Here is a 20,731-nt window from a genome sequence, read left to right on the forward strand (position 1 = left end):
ATACAGAAGGGGACAGGTCCCGAAAAGGTCCGTCCCCTTTAGCGTGTGTGAAAGGGGTCAGACCCCTATGGCCCATAGGGGTCTGACCCCAAATCAAATTTGGAAAGAAGGATATGTATTATGGCAGAACAACAAAACGGCTGTGCGCCGTCTGACTGTGCGGGCTGCGCGCATGCGGATTCCTGCAGCAGCAAGCCTCAGGACTTGAGTGCGCCGGCAAATCCATTTTCACGTGTAAAGAAGGTAATAGCTGTTGTGAGCGGCAAAGGCGGCGTAGGGAAGTCGATGGTGACTGCTTCTCTTGCCAGGATGATGAGGGAGCAGGGGTTCACGGTGGGAATCCTCGATGCGGATATCACCGGACCGTCGATTCCCAAGATGTACGGCCTGCATGAAAGTGCGAAAGGAAGTGATGAGGGGATGTTTCCGTGCGAGGCGGAGGATGGCACGAGAATCATGTCTGTCAATCTGCTTCTCGAAAATGAATCTGACCCGGTCATATGGAGAGGCCCTGTCATCGCAGGTGTCGTGACGCAGTTCTGGTCTGATGTCATGTGGGGTGAACTGGACTATCTTTTCATAGACATGCCGCCTGGGACTGGTGATGTACCGCTTACCGTATTCCAGTCGCTGCCGGTGGATGGGGTGGTAATCGTCACGTCACCACAGGATCTCGTGCAGATGATAGTCAAGAAAGCTTATAATATGGCACGCCAGATGAACATTCCGGTTCTCGGTATTGTAGAAAACTACAGCTATCTCGCCTGTCCGGACTGCGGAAAGAAAATATCCGTATTCGGGGAGAGCCATATCGATGAGATAGCAGCGGAACTTGACATACCGGTGCTGGGCAAGATGCCTATAGATGCGAAGCTCTCCGAGGCAGTGGAAAATGAAAGTTTTGCACAGGTGAGCAATGAATATCTGCAAGCGGCGGTAAACAAGATCTAGGATGCGTTAAGGAAGGCCTACCAGTGTCCACGGCAGAAAATGCGTTCTGTGACCGCTGTGAATAAGGTGGTGGCGGTATTGGCTGCGATAATCGTGTAGAGCAGCCTTCTGGAATCGCCCGTGAGCTTTCGAAGGAGGCAATATTCAATCGGAAGCTCTGCAGCTACGGTAAGCAGTAGATAGAAGGCCCCTACCGTATAAAAAGGCAGCGCTTCCACATACATCAGGACAGACTGCCATGGATGCCCCGGGATATGGAAAATGGGGTCGAAAGAAGTTCCTATATATGGAAGACAGAAAGATATCAAGTTGCCCAGAAGTATGACAAGGAATACTTTCACAGGATGGTGCATATGGCAAAGGAAATTGACAGCAAGAGTCTCCGCCGCAATCGTTATCACTGCCACGTAGGGCAGCACGTCATAAGGGCGCGTCGTGGATATCCAGTACCAGGATGAGTTGGCGTATGCAGTTGCACTGCAGAAGAAGGATAAGATTAACATCACAATGGGTATGGAACGTCTTCTAGTCATAGCCGCGGCCTCCTTTCAATCTAGTATTATAGTACCATAATAAAAGAGTAATGAGGCAAAAGAGAATCTTATCTTTTTCTTAGATATTACGGTACATCTACTATGAAATTAATATTGTGAACTATATACAATTGACTTAAGGGAACGTATGTTCTATAATGTAGATATAAAACATAGGCATGCGTCTCATATTACCCTCAGCCGGAACGAGACTACGTGTGCCTCCGTCCGCTGGGGGTAAAATCATTTGTGTAACATTGGGAAATCAAATTGACGTTAGATCTTCTTCTATGCTATGCTGTCACATAGAGGTGTAAGGTCTATGTATAATGAACAAAGAAAAAATGAGTATTTGGAGTATAAGAAAAAAGACTATCTGAAGCATCTATTCATAGATTCGGAGAAGTATGAGGCAGAACTTGGGAGAGATTTGTGCGAAATGGAGACGTCAGAGCTGCTTCATTATCTTATCCGATATGACGGATTCCGGACGTTTGAGGATAAGAGGCGGCAGCTATCCAACTATGTGGAATGGTGCGTGATAAAGGGATACGCAGCATTCAATTGGATTTCACTTAAAGTTGTTCCGAACAAGGAGCTAAAAGAGATTTTTCTGGCTGCGAAGGAGGAGTTCTATATATCGAAAGAGAGGTATCGCCAATATGTAGACCGTCTGATGGATTCAGGATATGGCGTATACATCGCTTCAGCATTTGCCAGCATATATGAAGGGATATCCGGAAAGGGCTTTTATAACATGGTCTATCTCAGACGGAACGAGATTGATGAGAAGGGCGGAATGCTGCATCTGCCGGACGGCACGGACAGAATCATATCTCAGGAACTTGCCGATATGCTGATTGCCACATCTGAGGTGGGGACGGTCAGGAGGGAAAAGACGGTCCGTTATGTGTCTTCGCTCTATCCGGACTCCGTTTGGAAGATACGAAAGAATGAGACAGTAACCTACTCCAAATTACAGAGGAAATTTGTATATCTTATTGAGGAAATGAAAAAGATTCTTGGGGAAAAGAGGATTTCTAAGACTTCAATCGAGCGCAGCGGATATTTTAACAGAATTTATTATGAGGTTCTCGCGGATGGCATGGATATACGCAAGCTAGATATGGGAACAGATAAGGAAGGGGTTAAGGAGAATCTTTCTTATGGCAGTTACTTCGAAAGCTCCGGATGGAATATGGATATGAGAAAATTCATCCGCTCTTACCAGTCATATCTGGACCAGATTTAAAGCCGCGCGCTTTCTCCTGTGGAGGATGGTATGTATAAGGTTGTTGCATCAAAAACATTTATCGATATTGTAGAACAGTGTGGTCCTTTCTGCATTGCTGATGTAGATTTGGATACCGGTAATGCTGAGCTCATAAAGAGGAGGCGGCTTATGGACATTGTACAGATATGTACGGAGATAAGGTGCTATCAGGACGATATGCTTGAGCGATATGATATATACTATAGGGAAAATGAGAACAACAGGCTTGCAAGAGTGCTGATGGAGGCAGGTTAAGACAAGATTTCATGTAACGATGTAACGACATTAATAAAAAGGCAGACGCACCGGGAGATACAGAGTCTCTCTGATGTGTCTGCCTTTTATCTGGAGAGGATATACTTCGCTTGGTTGGGACAGAAGAGGACTGTCGCAATTAAAGATTCAGAAGTTTTCCCCATGTTGCAGGGCCGACGATGCCATCCGCTGTAAGAGTGTGATCCTTCTGAAAAGACTTTACTGCCTTCTGAGTTTCAACGCCAAGTATGCCGTCTGCTCCTGTGGAACCGCATGAGTAGCCTAGTGAAATCAGCCTCTCCTGCATCAGCTTTGTGATGTTCCCTGAGGCGCCGGGAGAGAGCATGGGACAGCCACTAAGTGTGTTAGGGCCTGCGATTCCGTCCACTGTCTGATGGCTGAAGCCCTGGCGGTTACACTCGCTTTGCAGCCGGGCAATCCAGGACGTGCTGCTATTCTGGGTTGCTTCTTTCCCGGAAGAAGATACGGTAACGGTACCGACAGCGGACGCTCCTGCAATCTCTGAAAATGGGAACTTAACGCCGGGACAGGATGTGGCACATACATCGCAGTGTCTTTGTATTTTGCTGATTCCATACTTCCTTTTGAGGTAGGCGACCAAATTTTTACCTGCTTCCTTTTGCTGATCAGGCATTGTCTCTTTCATATAGGCCCCTTCAAAACAGATGCCTAAGGAATTGGAATTGCTTCCGGATGCGTGTGCTCCGATTGCCCATTCAGGCCGTCCTCTCTCTATGAGGCCATTTTTCCTCACGACATAATGGTAGCCGATGCCGGCCCACCCGTTCGCTTTATGCCATTGATGAATGACGGAGGCGTCACAGGATGACGCCTCCGCATGGTGCAAGATGATACGTGATGTAGAATTCCTCCGGCTGAGTGACCCGAAGGAAAGGTTCGTTTCTTTGATACTGATGTTCATAATATCACTCCTTATATGTGCGGTTATGTTAGTTGTCGGGTTTTATTGGCAGCTGTTTGATACATTTACTGAACTTCTCATCTCCGGTATGGTTGCCGCCAATCTCGTTATATACGTTATGGAGACTGACAAATTCTTCATATTCGTCTTCAGGAATATAGCCTTTATTAAGATAGACCTTATACTTCTGGTTGATTCTGTCAGATAAGATTACGCGGTTTGCGTCACAGAGCTTGTCGATATTTTCAGCCTGAATGTCCAGACGGCAGCTGATATCAGAGATTCTTTTTGATTCCTGCTCGCGCTTTAGGATACGTCTTGACGTGATGCCAAGGTAGTTCAGCAGCCAGTCTGCCGCAGAGATAACCTCTTTTAGCAAAAAGATTATCCCGAGCATATATATGAAGAATGTGCTAAATGTCAGGGGATGGCTGAAGCTCATGAGGTATTTTAATAAGTTCATATTGTTCTTGCACCAGTCCTTTCTGTAATTATTGTAGAATGGAGAACCAATACATATTGGTAAAATATTATGCAGTCCTTTTCCACATGAAACAGGTGACAAATGGCTGCATATTGTTATGTGAGAGCCCGCCGCCCGCGTTTCCTATTCCAAAAGGATTATAACTTTCACCATAATGTGTGTTTCCTCCATTGTTGCTGTTAGTCCCCGAGGTGTTATTGTAAGGAATGCCGTAAGGCACATTTTTATTTAAGCTGTGATTATGAGAAGGCATTTCACTGACAGTCAGTTTATGAGTCTCTTCACCGCCTTCTATTTCTGAATCATTGTATCTGCTATTTGCTATATCAACGCCGACAGGCACTCTTCCTTTACCCCACGATAACCATTCTCCGCCATAAATGTCGCCCGGATTGGTTCCGGTAGTATTAAATACAATATCTCCAATAGGATGTAAGTTTAGATAGATGGTCTTAATCAGCTTGCTGTTCTTATCAACCAATAGATGATTTATGCTATCTAATTCCTCTAATAACAGCCGTTTCTTTCCTTTTGTATCGGTAGCCATGATGTCGGTGCCTACCTGGAAGTCTGCATTGCTGTTGACATCAGGGAGCATTCCTACAGTTACTTTGCCATTATCACATGGCATAAATATAGGGATTCCTTTGTCAACCATTAAACTTTCCGTTATGGAAGTGATTCGGTCTGATATTACAAATTCAAAATTGTAGGACTTTTCTATTTCCAGATTTTTAATAAATGGGTTTGCCGCCGTGCTCTTAACATAAGCAGCAAGCTGGTCGGAAGCTGATATGTCCTTGCTCGTAATTCCGGTAACCGCTGTGTAGGAATCTGTAAAAGCTTTACCGGCTTCAGCATATCTGTATTTCAATGTTAAAGGACTGTTTTTATTTGCATTTCCTAACTTAAGCCTTGAATAAACCGTTGAAAAATCTATGGTTATTTCTTTTTCAAATTCATTTATCCTGGACAAAGCTATTCTGGCTGCAGGCCGGCTATATGGTAGAACATAAAATGCTTTTGAAATAGTAGCCGATTTATTTCCTCTGGAGTCTATGGCATATATATTTATCTTATAATCTCCTGCCTCAGACAGGGTACCCAGATTGATTAAAGTATTATTAGCAGAAAAGTCTGTTTTGACCTGTTTTTTGGTTTCGTCTTTTTCATTTGTTACAGTCGTAATATATCCTATAATTGAAGCCTGGTTTTTGGGGTGTGCCTGATTGGATGGAGATATCTGGGCTTGCATATTTCCATAGTTTTCTATTATATAAGAAGAATTTTGAAGCACAGATGATGTCGCGGCATCTGTATTGCTATAAGTATAATTTGAAAATACAGGATTGCTGTCTATGATGTGTGCCGTTCCGTAGAATATGTTTTCATAATAAACTTTGTCAATCGTTGTGCCGCATGATATCTTAAAGCGCATTTCGTTCCTGGCTTTACAACAGCTATACAATGTATCAGCAATATTTGACAGAGGAAGTGTTACATTTTGTACGTTTATTCCTGAAGCAATGGACAGCAAGCCGGATGTCCATGTATTATCGTCACATTCTACATCAAACAATAAGGAAGAAGCATTTAAATTATAATCCATAAGTGTTAATGTCAGGTTCTTTCCTATATCAAATTCCAGGTTGGCATTTGAGATTGAAGCGATAGGCTGTGTCTTTACAGTAATAGCATTAGAGATTGTCTCCAACCCGGAATCTGTTCGTTTCACCTTAATTTTGACAGAGTAAGAGGTATTTGGCGCGAGGCCGGGTACTGTAAAAGTAGTACCCGAAGTTCCAATCCACGGGCCATTCCCTATCATGTAATGAACAGCACTGCAGGCGGCATCCGTGCCCCATTGAAACGTGGCACTTGTCTGTGCGACGGAAGTGTTTTTCCAGATTGTAATATTTGCATAACGCGGAATCTTGTCAAGAGTCACATTATTTGATGTACTGGAACTGCCGAATGAAGTACCGCTGATACCTCCGCTGGCAGCGATGGAAGTGGATTTGCTCCCGTCATTATTGTGGCCGACAGTTATTGTACGGCTTCCGACATTTACCCAACTATTGTTTGCATAAAGTGTAATATACTGTGATACGCCGCCTGCTGATCCGTTGATGCTTATTGAACCGTTAAATGTACCATAAGTTGCGGCCGTCGAGCTGGATGATTTCATATAATCTAAATATGCGGTTACATTTGAACTATTTGCGTTTGAGCCGTTAGACTGAGAAGACCAGCGCACACGCCCGGTGATATATTGATTGCTTGTATTAAAATTCCATGAACCACTTGCCATGAGTTTACCTTGTATGATATTTATTGAAAAAATCATACTTTCCTTTCTTTTTCATTTTTATGAATAATAGTTGCATTGAGGGTTTTATTATTCCTAATTATAAAAGGGAAGGTAAGTAGAAAAATCGGGGGCGATTTTTTGTTTAAGCAGAAATAATGATAATCAATATATAGATGGGACGGTGCAGATTCGGGTATATATAACAGCCTTTTATGCAGATGTTTACGTGCTTACAAGTTATTTGCTTATAGATAAACTATCGTTTTTAGTAATCTAAAGAGACCGCATTCCAATATACAGTCGCACTGTGTGTCGTGGTTGGTGAGTATATATATACTTCTGCACCAGTATTGCTTACACTTTTGATGGCAATTTTATCAGAACCTACTTGCGAAGTTCTAAAATTGCACGAAAACCCTGGAATATTTGTAAATTTCTTTTTAAATTTAATAGCTGCAACAACACTACCATTAGTTGGCACAGTAACGTTTACAGTTCCACCATCGCACATATTTCCTAATTTGCTATTTAATTCATTAAACATATTTTGTAGATCTGCTTTTGTTACTAGCAAATCCGCATTTGTCTTATCTATCTCATCCAATATCAGCCTCTGCGTCCCTTTTGAATCTGTAGCCATTATGTCTGTCCCCACCTGGAAATCGGCATTGCTGTCGAAGTCCGGGAGCATCCCGACGGTTACCTTGCCATTATCGCACGGCATAAAGATTGGGATGCCTTTGTCAACCATCGTGGTCTCTGTCGTTGTCGTAATCCGGTCGGAGATTACAAATTCGAAGTTATATGACTTTTCAATGTCTAATGTGATAAACGGGTCGCTGCTTGAGTCTTTGAGCAGGGTAGCTTTAAAGTCTGTGGAAGAGCCGGGAGCATCCGAGCTGTTTATGCTGGTAACTATAGTGTATGTGTTCCCATAAGTTGTCCCGACTTCTGCGTACCGGTACTTGACGTTAAACTGGTTATTTTTGCTTGCAGTGCCGATCTTCAGCTTGGAGTATATCGAGGAAAAGTCGATGGTCACTTCTTTTTCAAATTCGTTGATTCGTCCCAAAGTGATTTTTGTGGCAGGCCGGCTGTACGGCAGGACATGATAGGTCTTGGTGACGGTGGCGGAAGTATTGCCCCTTGAGTCTAGGGCATGGATATTGATGTTATAGCTGCCATGTTCGGCCATCGTCCCAATGTCAATGAGCACTTCACCGGCAGAATATGGCGTATGCAGCTGCTTTTTGATTTCATTTTTTGCATCTGTGACGGTCGTTATGTACTCGTTGATTATGGCATGGTTTTTGGCGGACGCCCGGTTGGCGGCACTGATCTGTACCTGCATATTGCCATAGTTCTGTATGACGTAAGCTGCATTTTGCAGTACCGTGGATGTGGCTGTATCCGTATTGCTGTAAGTATAGGTGGAGAAGACGGGATTGCTCCCTGTAACGTGGGCTGTTCCATATGAGATATTTTCATAGAACCTGCCGTTTATAGTAGTGCCGCAAGACAGCTTGAACTGCATCTCATTTTTCGTCGTGCAGCAGCTGTACAGTGCATCGGCAATGTCCGAGAGCGGAAGAGTGATGTCCGGTACGTTCTTTTCTGAACCGGCTGTGAGAAGGCTGGTCGTCCATGAGCCATCGTCACGTTCTACATCGAATTTGAAGGTAGATGCGTTCAGATCATAGTTGGAGAGCGTCAGTGCCAGATTCTCGCCGATGTTGAATGCAAGGTTTGTATTGGTGACAGACGCGATTGGCTTTGTCTTGACTGTGATAGCTCCAGATGTCGTTTCAAGGCCTGAGTCGGAGCGTCGGACTTTCAGCTTGACAGAGTAGGAAGTGCTGGGCGCCAGGCCGGATATGGTAAACGTAGTGCCTGATGTGGCAACCCATGAGCCATTGCCTATCATATAATAGACCGCGTTGCAGGAGGCATTTGCCGCCCACTGGAACGTGGCGCTCGTCTGTGTCACGGCGGTGTTCTTCCATGTCGTTATGGATGCATAGCGAGGAATCTTATCGAGAGCCACACTTTTGGACGTACTGGAGCTTCCGAAGGAAGTACCGCTGATGCCGCCGCTCGCGGCGATAGTTGTGGATTTGCTTCCGTCGTTGTTGTGACCGACGGTTACGGTTCTGGCTCCTACATTGACCCAGCTGTTATTCGCGCTGAGGGTGATGTACTTGGACACGGCTCCGGAGGAACCGTTTATGCTGATTGCCCCGTTGAATGTACCGTATGTCGCTGCAGTTGAGCTGGATGATTTCATATAATCCAGATACGCTGTAACTGTCGAGGTATTTGCGTTAGAGCCATTGGATTTTGAGGACCAGCGTATGCGTCCCGTGATAAATTGATTGCTTGTGCCGAAGTTCCATGAACCACTTGCCATATTTTGTTCTCCTTTCTTTATGGAAAAGGAGGTGCGGGAGGCACCTCCTGAATATAAGATGTCTAGCTCGTACCTCCAGATTTGACGAAGGGAAGAGCATTAAAGGTTACACCGTCTATCGTATAAGTTTTCGGAACCATCTTGATAGCGGTCGTATCGATACCGTTACGCACCTCGATGCGTTCTGTTTTCGTGAGGTCCTTTTCCAAACGGAACATTTCGTCGTTGTTATAATAACCGGCAAATTCCTCTGTCGTCATCACGGTCTTCATGCCGGTGGCAGGATTGGAGACTTCCAGGCCGTTCACTGACATGAGTACGTTCGTGACGATGTCAGGATAATCATACATGCCTATCTGTGCGAACAGAGCTTTCCAGCCATTGGCGGTAAGCTCCGTCTCCGCCGTCTTCCCTTCTACGGATGTGACCCTGTTTATAATGCCTTCCAATGCCACCTGGATTTCGGATCTATTCTTCAGCACGTCATCAGAGAGCGAATCCATATTTTTAGACAGGTTGTCAAGAGAATCTCCCGCGCCTTCGACGGCGAGACTTATGTCATCGATACTCTGCGTTATCCGGGAAAGATTCGTGTCTATGGTGCTGTCTGAAATGTAGTAGGCGCGCCCTTCCTCCTTCTCGGCGTATCCGCCCGAAAGGCTGCTGTCGTACAGCGTGTACCAATCGCTGCCGTCCGCCGATACTTCCAGCTTGTGGTTGAAGATTCTTTCGTCGAGATAATAGTGCCATACGGTAATCTTATCTATGTCCGGATACACTTCTCCGAGATCTAGCTGCATACATTTTTTACCGGACGCTGCCGTGATGAAGGAAGTGCTTACAGGAGCATCGTTATCGTCCAGCGCTATGAGGAAATCATCGGTGTAGGCTTTTAGATTGGCAAGTTCAATATTGTTGCCATTTTGGTCATACGCTTCAGGGGTCAGGCTGAAGGCTATGTTAGAACCGCCGGCCATTACCCGGCACTCTACCCAGTGGCTTAATGCATCGACGGAGCTCCCGTTCAGCCAGTCCCGGATGTAACGGATCGAAGTGGGAGGCGCGTCCTGCTTCCGGGTAACGGTGGAAGAGAGCTCTTCAGCGGTCTGAACCACTTCGGAGACCTTTCCGTCTACCGTCTCGACGGAGGCGGTGATGCCGTCTACTTTTTCTTTCAAGGTGGCCTTATCCCCTTTTGCATTCCGTATCTCGGTCTCGACACCGTCCGCTTTCGTCTGGACGGAGGTGATGTTGTGTTCCGCGTCCTGTACCCGCTGAGTGATTTTGGACATGTCCGTAGTGAGAGTGCCTATATTTCCACTTAGGTCAGTAACGGAAGCCTCTATGGCCCCGGCCCGCTGTATCAGCTCGGACTTCGTGGTTTCCACCTGTTCGTTCGTGGCATAGGTCTCTGTGACCGTCTGGCGGAAAGAGGAGGCATCCTGCTCGGCCTCGGTCATGCGCTCAGCCAGTGTGCCGGTATCGGCCTGTACTTCCTTTACCATGTCGGTGATGCCGTTTAGGCTGATGTTGTGCTGGACGAGAAGGTCTACGATAGACTTGCTGACCGTACTGCCGGCTTCATCTTTAATTTCTACCAGATCGGTCCGCCACACCTTGTCGGTGATGGATTTTTCGACTGCGTCTAGGGTAGAGGATACCCCTTCCATCGTCGAGCCGAGACGGGAGATGTCATCGATGATGGATGCGAAACGGACGTCCAGCCCTTCGCCGTTCAAGGTGATCTGTGCGGAATTCCAGACCGGATTGCCGTCTTTGTCGATGGAAGCGCCGGCTTCTTTCCAGTTGATCTTATCCTTGCCTACAGTGGAAGGTGCTATCATGTCATTCTTAATGAGGCCGTCAGATATGGCGGATGCCCGGATGCCGTCCTGGTCCATGATGACTCCCGATCCGGCTGCGTCATATACGATAAAGCTGAAATTACCGTCGGCATCCTCGCCGAGCTGGAGCCGTACGCTGCCGTCCCTGCCGCGGAATGTCTGGGTATTGCCGATGACGGACAGAGAACCATCTTCTGACAGGATATTGATCTGGTTCGTGTTGATGCTGCCGGCCTTCAGGTCGTTGACGGAGATATATTGTGCAACGACTTCTTTTAGAAATGCTTCCTCTATAGCCGCATTATCCGCGGTGAGGTTTATGATGATACCGGTCTCTGTGGAGGAGCTTCCGATAAGGGCATTCTTGATGGTGGATACGAGCGTGTCAAGCTGCTTGATGACGGCGCTGCCGGATACGATTTTGTCAGCAGCGATGAGCTGAGACTGCAGATACTGGAAAAATCCGTTTTCCGCATGGATATCGGAAGTCCGTATCATCTCGGCCTGCAGATTCTTCGCGACAATCATCTGTCCTGTGAGTGCCTGGAAATGCTGGTTGATCGTATTTGTCACTTTATTGTTAAATATAGTGGAAGAGAGGATCTTCTGAATGAGCCCTGTGGTGAGAGTCACCCCTTCATTGGCAGAAGAGCTTCCGGCAGAGCCGGAGATCCGGTTCTTGGATGTATTTCCCCCAAGCCCGAGAAGATAGGTCGTGTCGTAACGCTTGGAGCCTGTTTTTACCATATTGGAAAATTCAATCCGCAGGTCGTTGTCCATGGACAGCGGGTTATAGCTGCAGGAGATGAGGCGGAGCTTTACGACATAATCGTCCTGGGTGCCAAGGTAGAGGAAATCGCCGAGCTCCAGGTTGTCTGTATATTGCCTGTACTTGTACTGGGACAGGAAGTTGTCAAGGTCTGTAGCATAGACATACTGCGGCTGGCTGGAGATTTCCAGGTCCTGCACCGCGGCGTCGTAGAGCTTGAGCTGTTCGTCTACAGCCGTCACCTGGTCGTCGGAGCTTGTGAGGAACATGTTATCGTTCGTGTAATCTGTGTCCCGGTATAGGCGGGACAGAGTGCGCAGTTCCTTTCTCGTAAACGGCTCGATTCCTTCCATCTTCCAGTTCTTCTTGTCCACGGAGTATGCAAGCTGCGTCCGCTGTTCCTGAAGCGCCTCCGCCAGTGCTTCTGCGGCCTCGTATTCCGTGGTGCGTTCGGCGAGGGCGTTGGCACAGGAGCCTGAGATGGTCTCGTCAAGCTGCATCACGATATCCAGATACTGCGAATGCATTTCCTCGTGCATATCTCTCGTGTGGGGCGGATAGGCATCTTCGTCTGCCTCTGTGTTCTGGGCATAATCTTCGTAAGGAATGTCATAATGGGCATCTTCCAGGGACTTCTTCTGAGACTGGTAGAAGTCGATGCTGGTCAGAAGCTCACTGATGCCGTACAGCTTCCAGTCTGTCTTGTAGGAGTCGATATAAGGCAGTTCTCCTTCCGAGGTGGGGAGCTTTCGGTTCTCTACCTCGATGGTGATGCTCGGGAGGATGACGTCACGTATCTGATAGTAGTCGTTGGCATCGGGAGAGCTCTTAAGCTTCTCCTCGTCAAAATCACCGTTTTTGTCCACGTAGTAAGATTCATAGCCTTTGAGCTGCGCTTCGTAATTGTCTCTGGCTTTCAGAAGGTTATCGTCACTGAACTTGTTCCATTCGGTGGAACAGTCGTCCAGAGGCAGCCGGTCCATCAGCTCCGACATGACGTTCAGCTGGCTGTTGTAGCTGCGGCTTAATTCCATGTATTCATACCTTTTGGATTCCGTATCTGAACGCCAGGCGCTGTATTTGGCTATGAGTGATTCGCCCATGTAGTTTTCATTGAGGAAGCTTGACAGGTTTTCAATCATATTGCTGCCGAAGTTCACATATTCGATGCCGAGCTTGTCGTCCCCTTCCACGCGGTACCGTGTATAGACGCTGTTCTTGTCCACGGAGATGTCATTGGCATTCTGGAGATTGCGGAAGCCGACAGTCACGTTCGTATCTTTCCCGAGATTCTCCGGGCGGTAGGCGTTGATTGTCATCCTATTGATATCGAAGAGGATGAGACATTCGAAGAACTGTTCCACGTCCTGTGTCAGGAAGGAATAGACGCTTTTGGAGTCCACGTCAAAGGTGCCGACTTCGTCTTTTAGCTGGACGACCTCTTCCACAAGTTCGCCGTCCCTATAGGAACGGTACACTTTCGGAATCTCGTCGATGTGGCCGATGCTCCAGCCTTCGATGCCGGCAAAGGATAGGACCATGTGCAGCAGGCTCAGTTCTGGATGCTCTTTATCGCAGAATGTCACCTGCTTTTTGGCGAATGGCACGTCGCCGATGTATTCTACATTGTCGGGGACGAGCATTTCGATGGAGTCTATCGTTCCGCAGTTGACCTTGAAGCCGAGGAGGTCGTTGTTTGTCAGCCCGATTTCCGCCGACTGGGCGGAGACTTTCTTATATTCTTCGTCCCCGTCATTTGAAATCTGCGGGGTGGACATGATGAACCATCCGATACGTTCCACGTAGATGCACATGAAGTCGTTCAGCAGGTCGTACCCGGATGACTTGACTCTTCCCCGGCTGCTTCGGCCCGGGGCGAGGATGTATCTGTCATAGGAAAATGACAGTTCCGCCGTATCGTTCAGGCTGAGCGTAAGGTTTACCGAGTCGGGGCGGATGCCGTTGAGGGGGCAGAGCAGCTCATGATCCGGTGTTCCTAGATAGAAGTGAGGCGGGTCCGGCTGCTTATTGTTGTTGAACTGTATCTTCATGTCTAAGCACCTGCCTTCCTGGTCTCTCTGTAAGTGAGGGTGAAGGTACAGCCATCTGCCCAGAACAGGAATGCGTTCTCCCCGCTCATGAGCCTTGGCCAGTACATGTAATCCGTGTCCGCCACGCCCAGATCTGACAGCTTCACCATGCGGCCGATGTCATCGTAGATGAACAGGCTGTCCGCGTCGATGGTAACGGGCAGTTCCCGGTTGACGTCGAAGCAGAGGAAGCCTCCCCGGACGATGTAGTATTCATAAGTCGATGACACATAGCACGCAATGCATTTATGCTCCTGTCCGTAGGAATCCCGGTAGAGAAAGCAGAGCGCGGTATCATCCCCGACCGTCAAGATATGCTGCCCATCCTCCGAAAGCTGGAATTCTGCCGCGTATCCGTGTGCGAGTGCGTAATCAGATACTTTCTCCTTCAGCTGTTCCATGAGCAGGGCGTTGGACTGGGCCGGAGCGAGCGTCCCCTCGTCATAGATGCAGCAGTCGGACAGGTTCAGGAAATAAGCCTGACCAGTCACGGACGGGGCCATGCGTATGACGGGATAGCAATATTCCTCTAGACGGTCATCATGGCTTGTGATAGTATAACAGGCTGTCTCTCCGGCACAGGCGACCGTGTGGACGATGTCGTCCGTATATCCATACGGAGAGGAGCAGTCGAACATGAGCCGCAGGCCGTATATGTCGCCGGCTACGTGGAACGACTGGATATCCGAGAACTGCCCGTAGTAGTAACGGGGCATGCCATCTCCGTCGCCGTCATACTCAAAGGAGAGCAGTTCGGAAGAGACGGTAGAGGTGAGCCAGCGCGCCAACTCCCGGATGTCGGAAGGGGTGATGATGCGCCCGGACTGATCGGCATATACGTCCGGATCCTTGATGATATGGAGCTCGAACTTCAGCTTGTCCCCGGGCCTCGTCCGTACGGTGCCGGGTTCGCTGCGGTAACGGTTCGTGTCCCCGTATTCGATATCCCTTGCAAAGGCGAAGTACGAATCCGGGTCCTGGTCGAAATCAACCCCAATATAATGACTGTCCATATCGGACAGCCTTTTGTCTAAAAATATAAAGTCTTTAAAAGATTTGGCCATACAATTCCTCCTATTTGCAAAGGGGTCAGACCCCGGCTGCGCCAGGGGTCTGACCCCTTTCAAAATTTACTTCAATTTACGGTAATCGTCTGATAATTCTGTAGACACAATCTGTGTCAGTTCTTTTCCAAGGGCCGGCAGTGCGGACTTCAGCTCGTCTACGATGTCTTTGTCTGCGTTTCCTTCGATGTTGAGCAGCGTGCCGAAGTTGAATTGTGCTTGCAGCCCTCGCTCCCCAGCCGGCTGATGTGCCCTGGCAGGAGCCGGAAGGTATAAGCCGGCCCCGGAGAGGAGCTGTGGCGCCCGTTCCGCCAGGTCCCACAGGTTCTCGGTCAGCCCGGATGGGATGACGCCGTCGCCCCGCTGAAGTGGAACGAGGATGCCGCCATCGGACTTGCGGATGACTATCTCTCCGGCGTGTACGAAGTCCGGGCCGCTTATCGGTACGGAACGGCTCCCTCTGCGGTAACCGGCGGAGCGCATCTTATTGAGCAGCCAGACGTTCTGAGAGTAGGTGCCGGAGTAATAGCCGCCTCCGCCCCAGTAGTTGTAGAGCTCCCGGCAGGCGGACATGGAAGAGTCGAAGTCGTGGGATTTGAGGCGGTCCACGATGGAGCTGTTGACGTTCAGCTTGTTCTTCGGATAGTAGTCCTTCTTATAACGGAACGGGATGCCGCCGTAAGCCGGGCTGTTCTGGGAGGGCGCCGGTTTGGCCGGAGCCCTGGCAACGGAGACAGACACGGTGGCGGAGATACCGCTACCGTCGGTCGTTGTACAGGTGATGACGGCGCTCCCTGCCTTGACGCCCTTGATGGTTCCCCCGGATACGGTGGCCGCCTTCGTGTTGGACGAGGTCCAGCGCAGCGTCTTGTTCGCCGCGTCTGTCGGACGGACTCTGGCAGATACGACAGCGGATTTCCCTTCGGTGAGCGAGAGGGAGGTGGTGCTCAGGGTAAGCTCAGCTACAGGCCGGTTGTTGAGGTCGGTCTCTTTGCTGATGTCCTCGATGATGGCATCGTGGGACGGGTTCTTGTTGATGGCCCCGGTATCCACGCCTGTGGTGGTGCCGGAAGCCTGGACGCTGCCCTGTGATGCGCTTCCTGCCTCCATCTGCCCGGCAGCGCCGGACTGGGTGCCCAGGTCCGTGATGTTCTGATGGAACCCGGAGCTTCCCGCGAATCCCGTATTGGCGATGATCTCATTGATCTTACCATACGCCTGGCCATACATGGATACGACCTTGTTCAGCATATCCGCCACGACCTGTTCCTGCTTGCTGGCGTTATATGTCAGCTCGTCCATGGTAGAGTTGAGACTGTCTTTCAGCCCGGAGGACAGCTTGTCGTAACCACGGTCGATCATGTCGTCCGCATGGTCCTTCTTCAGTTCGGCAAGGTCTTCTTCCTTATCGGCAAGCTCTTGCTGTAGCCGCCTCAGCTCCGCCTGGGCAGAGGCGTTGTTGACGCCCTGGAGCGCGGATATCTGTGCTTTGAGCTGGTTGACAGACTTCGACCGGTCATTCAGCTTCTTGGAGAAATCATAATACTTCTTGTCCAGATCCAGCGCTTTCTGCCGTTTGTCATAGTAGTCATCCATGTAGTCTATCTCGGCCTTCATCTGGTCTTTGTACATATCGATGATCTTATCTTTGTAGTCCTGCACGTCACCAGCCGCGTCCTGGATGTCCTTGAGCATGTTCTTCTGGCTCTTCTCATAGTCTTCCTGGCTGAGTATCCCGTTCTGGTACGCTTCATCCAGCTTCTTCAGCGCGGCTGTATATTCTGCCACCTTCTGCTTGGACGCGGCCATCTCCTGGCCGAGCAGCGCCAGGTTGGCGAGGCCATTGTCGGTGAGGGCGCCGCTCTCATCAAAGAAGGAATCCTTATCGAGCAGGGAGCGGAGATTCTTGGAACTGGAGATCGTTGCATCGAGACCGTCTATGACTTCTTCAAACGGATTGGTAAACCGGGTCTCCCAGATGGACTTCTTCAGCTTCTCGTTATTCTCCATCAGGTCATAGATGTCGTAATCCAGTCCGGCAATCTCTTTGGCAAGGCTGTCGTACAGCTTAGAGCCTACATCGTAGACAGCCTGCTTCTTTACGAGCTGCTGCCTTAAGTCGTAGCTCTTCTGTATGGAGTCGTTGTTCAGGTCAATCTGCTTCTGATAGTCGGCCTCGGTCAGAGGCTCGCCTTTGGCTTCCTTGAGGCTCAGGAAATCTTTCAGGTTATCACTTACCCTGTCCATATGGTCGAGGGTGTCCTCGAACCTCTTCCACGTGGCATCGAGTATCTTCTGCGTATAATCGGCAATCTTCTTCTGGGCGTCGTACCACTCGTCGGAATACTGCTTGAGCGTGCCGGAGGATACCTGCTTCGCCAGCTCGTTCTGATACTGGGATAGGGCGGAATTCAGTTCGGATATCTGGTTGGCATAGCCGAAGTCGTCATTGTAGTCGAACCGGTTGCTGAAGTAGGAGTCGATGTTGCTAAGCTTCTTCATGGCAAGGTCGACGAGGTCTTTCTGCAGGTCGGCAATGTCTTTTTGAAGTCCGAGCGCCTTCTCATAGTATTTCTTGTAGTCGTCTATCTTGTCTTTTAAGCCTTCGTCCGTGATGGTGCTGACATCGTAGCTTCCGTTCTGCACCGCGTTCACCCAGGAACCGGATAAGCCGACGGCATTGGCCTTGCCCATGTAAGTGTCATATGCTTTCTGATAGGAGGAAAGGTTGCTTTTCGCCTTGGCGATGGCGCTGTCCACCTGTTTGTTCTGGGCGGTGAGGTTGTAGGAGAGCGTCTCTATCGAATCGGAGATCCTCTTGAACGCAGATTCCATGCGGTCGATAAGTATCTCAATCTGGTCGAACTCCTGTTTGAATTCCGTACCGCTTGCATACGCCCGCCCGGATAGGTGTCCGAGGCTGCCTTCGGCATAAGAACTGCCCACGAGGCGCGCATGGGAGCCGGTCACATAGCCGTGGCTCAGCAGAGCCTCCGACTGCTTGTGGTTGAAGACGATGTCCCCGGCCTTTAAGCTGGCCATAGCAGGGTAGCCGTTGTTCAGCGTAAACCATCTGCCGTTACGGACGATGATTTCACTGCCAAGCTCGTTGATGAGGGCGCGTTCGCTGTGGGGAAGGCCCCAGCTTCCGCCGCTGTAGGAATGGGAACCAGAATGGCGGTACTGCCAGAGGGCAGTGCCAGCGGAGTGGGCGGTGCCGTTGGCCTGTTTGGACTTAGGCGGTTTAGAGACAGGTAAGCTTATAGGTCCTATTCCAAGCCCGATTGGTTTATACTCAACGTTGCGAGTTATAGTAGGGAAGGATGACGGCAGGGCAAACGTATTGGCAATATATGTAGTCGTCCGTTCACCACCGTCTTCTTCTGTCGTTTCTGTTACAAGAAGCTGGTTGTTAGGAAGAAGCTTTACATTCCTGGTACCACCATCTTTATTAGATATCTCCGCCTGCAACGCTCCAGAAACGGGATTAAAAAGTGTAAAGCGTGATCCACCATCTTTATTAGCGGCTGCCTGATCGACATTTGAGGAATCTGCGATAAGCCGTACCACTTGTTCCGGGGTCATTCCCAGAAGTTCTGCAACAGCTCTAATAGCCTCTTCGTTATTTGCAAGAATGTTGGCAATAATTTGCTGTCCATTTGTACTGGACAACCATGTCTGCCAGGCCTCGTCAGCCACTTCCGTATTAGTTTCTGGTGTGATTGTCGGATTATCTTCTGAAAAAGCTGTTTGGATATCAAGCATAAAGTCTTCCAGATTGTTAGCCTTTATTGCAAGCCGGACTGCTTCATCTTCATCCAGCTCACCGGATGCAATTTGCTCCTGGACATCATGTAATGCAGACTCCACCCCGAAATATATAGGGAATTCCTGAGGCTCTACCACTTCTGAAAATTGATTCTGGTCTTCAAGTTTGCCTCTTGCAAATTCTTTTTTTGCTAATGAATTGCCCCACGCCTCACGGGTACCAGTGCTTTCGGCAAGCAGTTCCGCTTCTTCGATTTCAGATTCCAGTTGAGCCAAGCTGTATTCAAATTCTATTTCAGCTATGATTTTAGGGTCAATTGTCGACAGATCCTCTTCATATTGACTTAGCTTTTCTTCCCATCCATCAAACTTGCCGGATAATTCTTCCCTGTCTTCACTATTGAGAGAGTCTTTCAGTTCTTTAAGACCTTCTAAAGCCTCTTTGGCTGAACTTAACTGTTCTGTGGATTTTTCGATATCACCAAAGTCATTACCGTGATCTTGGGACCGTCCCATAAGTATTTCAAATGCTTCTACAGTCAAATCCATTGAGCTGGCCGCTTCTGCGGTAGTTCTAAACGAGCCGCCGACGCTTTCTAATTTTGCGTTGTAATCATCCCAAAAGGTCAGGACTCCTTTTTCATCCATGATTCCGTTGCTATCGAAAGTGAAGTATTTTTGTGCATTTTCATAGTTTTCAGCAAATTTACTTTTTATTTCTTCAGGAGCAACACCTATCAGTTTGGCAACTGATTTAACATCATCTGTATTAATAATTCCTTTATCAAATTGTTCCTTTGCTTTTATGAGGTAATTCCCGATATCTTCATAGGCATCGCCTGCATTTTCTGTCTGAAAGGCTTCGGAGATTCCGGAAAAGGAGCCGTCTATTTTATTTGCAGAATTTGCCGCTTCGTTTGCGGCGCTTGCTATATCTTTAAAATGCCTGGCAACATCATCTAAGGTTGCAGTACCAAAATCTTCAGAGTTTAACCCAAGCCCTTTGATGGCTGCTTTGATATCTTTTGTAGACTTTCCTGCTTTTGCAAGTTCTGTCAAATAGTTACTAATGCCTGAAGTGTTGGAGCCAGAAAAAAAGCTTTCAATAGCACTTTTAGGAGTATCGCTTTCATAGTTGAGCCGCTCTGTATAGTTCATAGCTTCTTTAAGTTCATGAACCTGCTGCTCAAAACCTGGAAGAGGCTTTCCGGTAACATCATTAATCATGGAATCATGCCATTTTGATACATTAGCATATCTTTTATTTAAATCTTCAGAATATTTACTTATCTTTTCTTTGTAATCATCAATGGTTTGTTGCTTTTCTTTGAAGCTGTCGTCATTTTTATTTAACCCTTTTTGCTCCTTCTTAAGCTTATTTACCTCGGCTTCATATTCTTTGATTGCATCGACATTTTCCTTTATGGCTTCTGTATCTGTACGCTTATGCATCTCGCGGTCATCATTACGCCCTCCGGCGTAAGATGCCATTAAAGCATCATTTTCATCATTTGTTTCGTAAAGGATACTGTCGGATTTCTTCTGCATTGCATTGGCAGCTTCTTTGGCGTCAGTATATTTTTGTGCGTCACTGAGCTTCGCCAGAAGAGTCGAGCGTTGTTCCAGAGCTGCATTTTGCTCTTGGAGATTGGCTAATTCACTCTGCTCTGTAAATGATAGCTTCCCTTTGGATTGCAATTCTTCTATCCGTGACTGCACGGACGATAGTTCCGTATTAACAGATTGTAATTCGCCTTTTGTCTGGGCATATTGAGAGGCAGCGGCCTGTGCTTTAGAAACTGCATCATCATAACTTTCCGTCAGGCCATTGATAAGTAAAAGACCACCGATTGATGCAGAAACTACACCTATCAAAGGGGCCAAAGGAGCAAGCGTGGAGAGCAATCCTGAGAAGGTTGAAGTTAATGTACCTGCTCCTGAGGCAGCAGCGGTACATGTTTGAGTAAGATTTCCCATATTTGATGTTATGCCGTCAGCTGACGCAGCCAAGATAGAGTTTCTTAGTGGCAAGTGTTGTT

Annotated in this window: 11 protein-coding genes; 3 read left to right on the forward strand and 8 right to left on the reverse strand. The window is 48.1% G+C overall.

The genetic code is table 11. The features are described 5' to 3' along the window. The first annotated feature begins 120 nt into the window (after nt 1-120). A complete protein-coding gene (locus HMPREF0980_RS03040; protein ID WP_049727650.1) occupies nt 121-951 on the forward strand; it encodes an Mrp/NBP35 family ATP-binding protein in 831 nt (276 codons plus the stop codon). Nucleotides 952-968: 17 nt separating this feature from the next. Here the strand turns inward: HMPREF0980_RS03040 and HMPREF0980_RS03045 are convergent, their stop codons facing one another. Then, entirely contained in the window at nt 969-1,484 is a 516-nt protein-coding gene (locus HMPREF0980_RS03045) for a hypothetical protein (RefSeq protein ID WP_049727651.1), read from the reverse strand. Between the two features lie 322 nt (nt 1,485-1,806). Between HMPREF0980_RS03045 and HMPREF0980_RS03050 the strand changes: the two genes are divergently transcribed. Next, nucleotides 1,807-2,736, forward strand: coding sequence for a phage lytic cycle repressor MrpR family protein (locus HMPREF0980_RS03050; protein WP_049727652.1), 930 nt, complete (start codon nt 1,807-1,809; stop codon nt 2,734-2,736). Nucleotides 2,737-2,766: 30 nt separating this feature from the next. After that, complete coding sequence (locus HMPREF0980_RS03055; RefSeq protein WP_049727653.1) at nt 2,767-3,012, forward strand: hypothetical protein; 246 nt, start codon at nt 2,767-2,769, stop codon at nt 3,010-3,012. A 139-nt stretch (nt 3,013-3,151) separates the two neighbouring features. Here HMPREF0980_RS03055 and HMPREF0980_RS03060 read toward each other — a convergent pair whose 3' ends face one another. The 7 genes from HMPREF0980_RS03060 to HMPREF0980_RS03090 all read right to left on the reverse strand — a co-directional run bounded on the left by HMPREF0980_RS03060 (nt 3,152) and on the right by HMPREF0980_RS03090 (nt 20,411). Then, nucleotides 3,152-3,955 (reverse strand): peptidoglycan recognition protein family protein, encoded by an 804-nt coding sequence (locus HMPREF0980_RS03060; protein WP_049727654.1) that lies wholly within the window; start codon nt 3,953-3,955, stop codon nt 3,152-3,154. A gap of 28 nt (nt 3,956-3,983) precedes the next feature. Continuing rightward, nucleotides 3,984-4,418: a hypothetical protein gene (locus tag HMPREF0980_RS03065; RefSeq protein WP_049727655.1), complete on the reverse strand. Its 435-nt coding sequence runs from the start codon at nt 4,416-4,418 to the stop codon at nt 3,984-3,986. 67 nt (nt 4,419-4,485) lie between these two features. Beyond that, the gene (locus HMPREF0980_RS03070) at nt 4,486-6,786 is read right to left on the reverse strand and encodes a DUF859 family phage minor structural protein (protein WP_049727656.1); all 2,301 of its coding nucleotides are present in this window, start codon (nt 6,784-6,786) and stop codon (nt 4,486-4,488) included. A 229-nt stretch (nt 6,787-7,015) separates the two neighbouring features. Next, nucleotides 7,016-9,157 carry a DUF859 family phage minor structural protein gene (locus HMPREF0980_RS03075; RefSeq protein WP_049727657.1) on the reverse strand — a complete coding sequence of 714 codons (2,142 nt, stop codon included), beginning with the start codon at nt 9,155-9,157 and terminating at the stop codon, nt 7,016-7,018. Nucleotides 9,158-9,219: 62 nt separating this feature from the next. After that, a complete protein-coding gene (locus tag HMPREF0980_RS03080; RefSeq protein WP_049727658.1) occupies nt 9,220-13,821 on the reverse strand; it encodes a methyl-accepting chemotaxis protein in 4,602 nt (1,533 codons plus the stop codon). A gap of 2 nt (nt 13,822-13,823) precedes the next feature. Next, complete coding sequence (locus HMPREF0980_RS03085) at nt 13,824-14,924, reverse strand: phage tail domain-containing protein (RefSeq protein WP_049727659.1); 1,101 nt, start codon at nt 14,922-14,924, stop codon at nt 13,824-13,826. Between the two features lie 66 nt (nt 14,925-14,990). Beyond that, on the reverse strand, nt 14,991-20,411 hold the full coding sequence (locus HMPREF0980_RS03090; RefSeq protein ID WP_198146150.1) for an Ig-like domain-containing protein: 5,421 nt from the start codon (nt 20,409-20,411) through the stop codon (nt 14,991-14,993). Between the last annotated feature and the right edge of the window lie 320 nt (nt 20,412-20,731).

The organism is Dorea sp. D27 (genome assembly GCF_001185345.1).
GTDB lineage: Bacteria > Bacillota > Clostridia > Lachnospirales > Lachnospiraceae > Extibacter.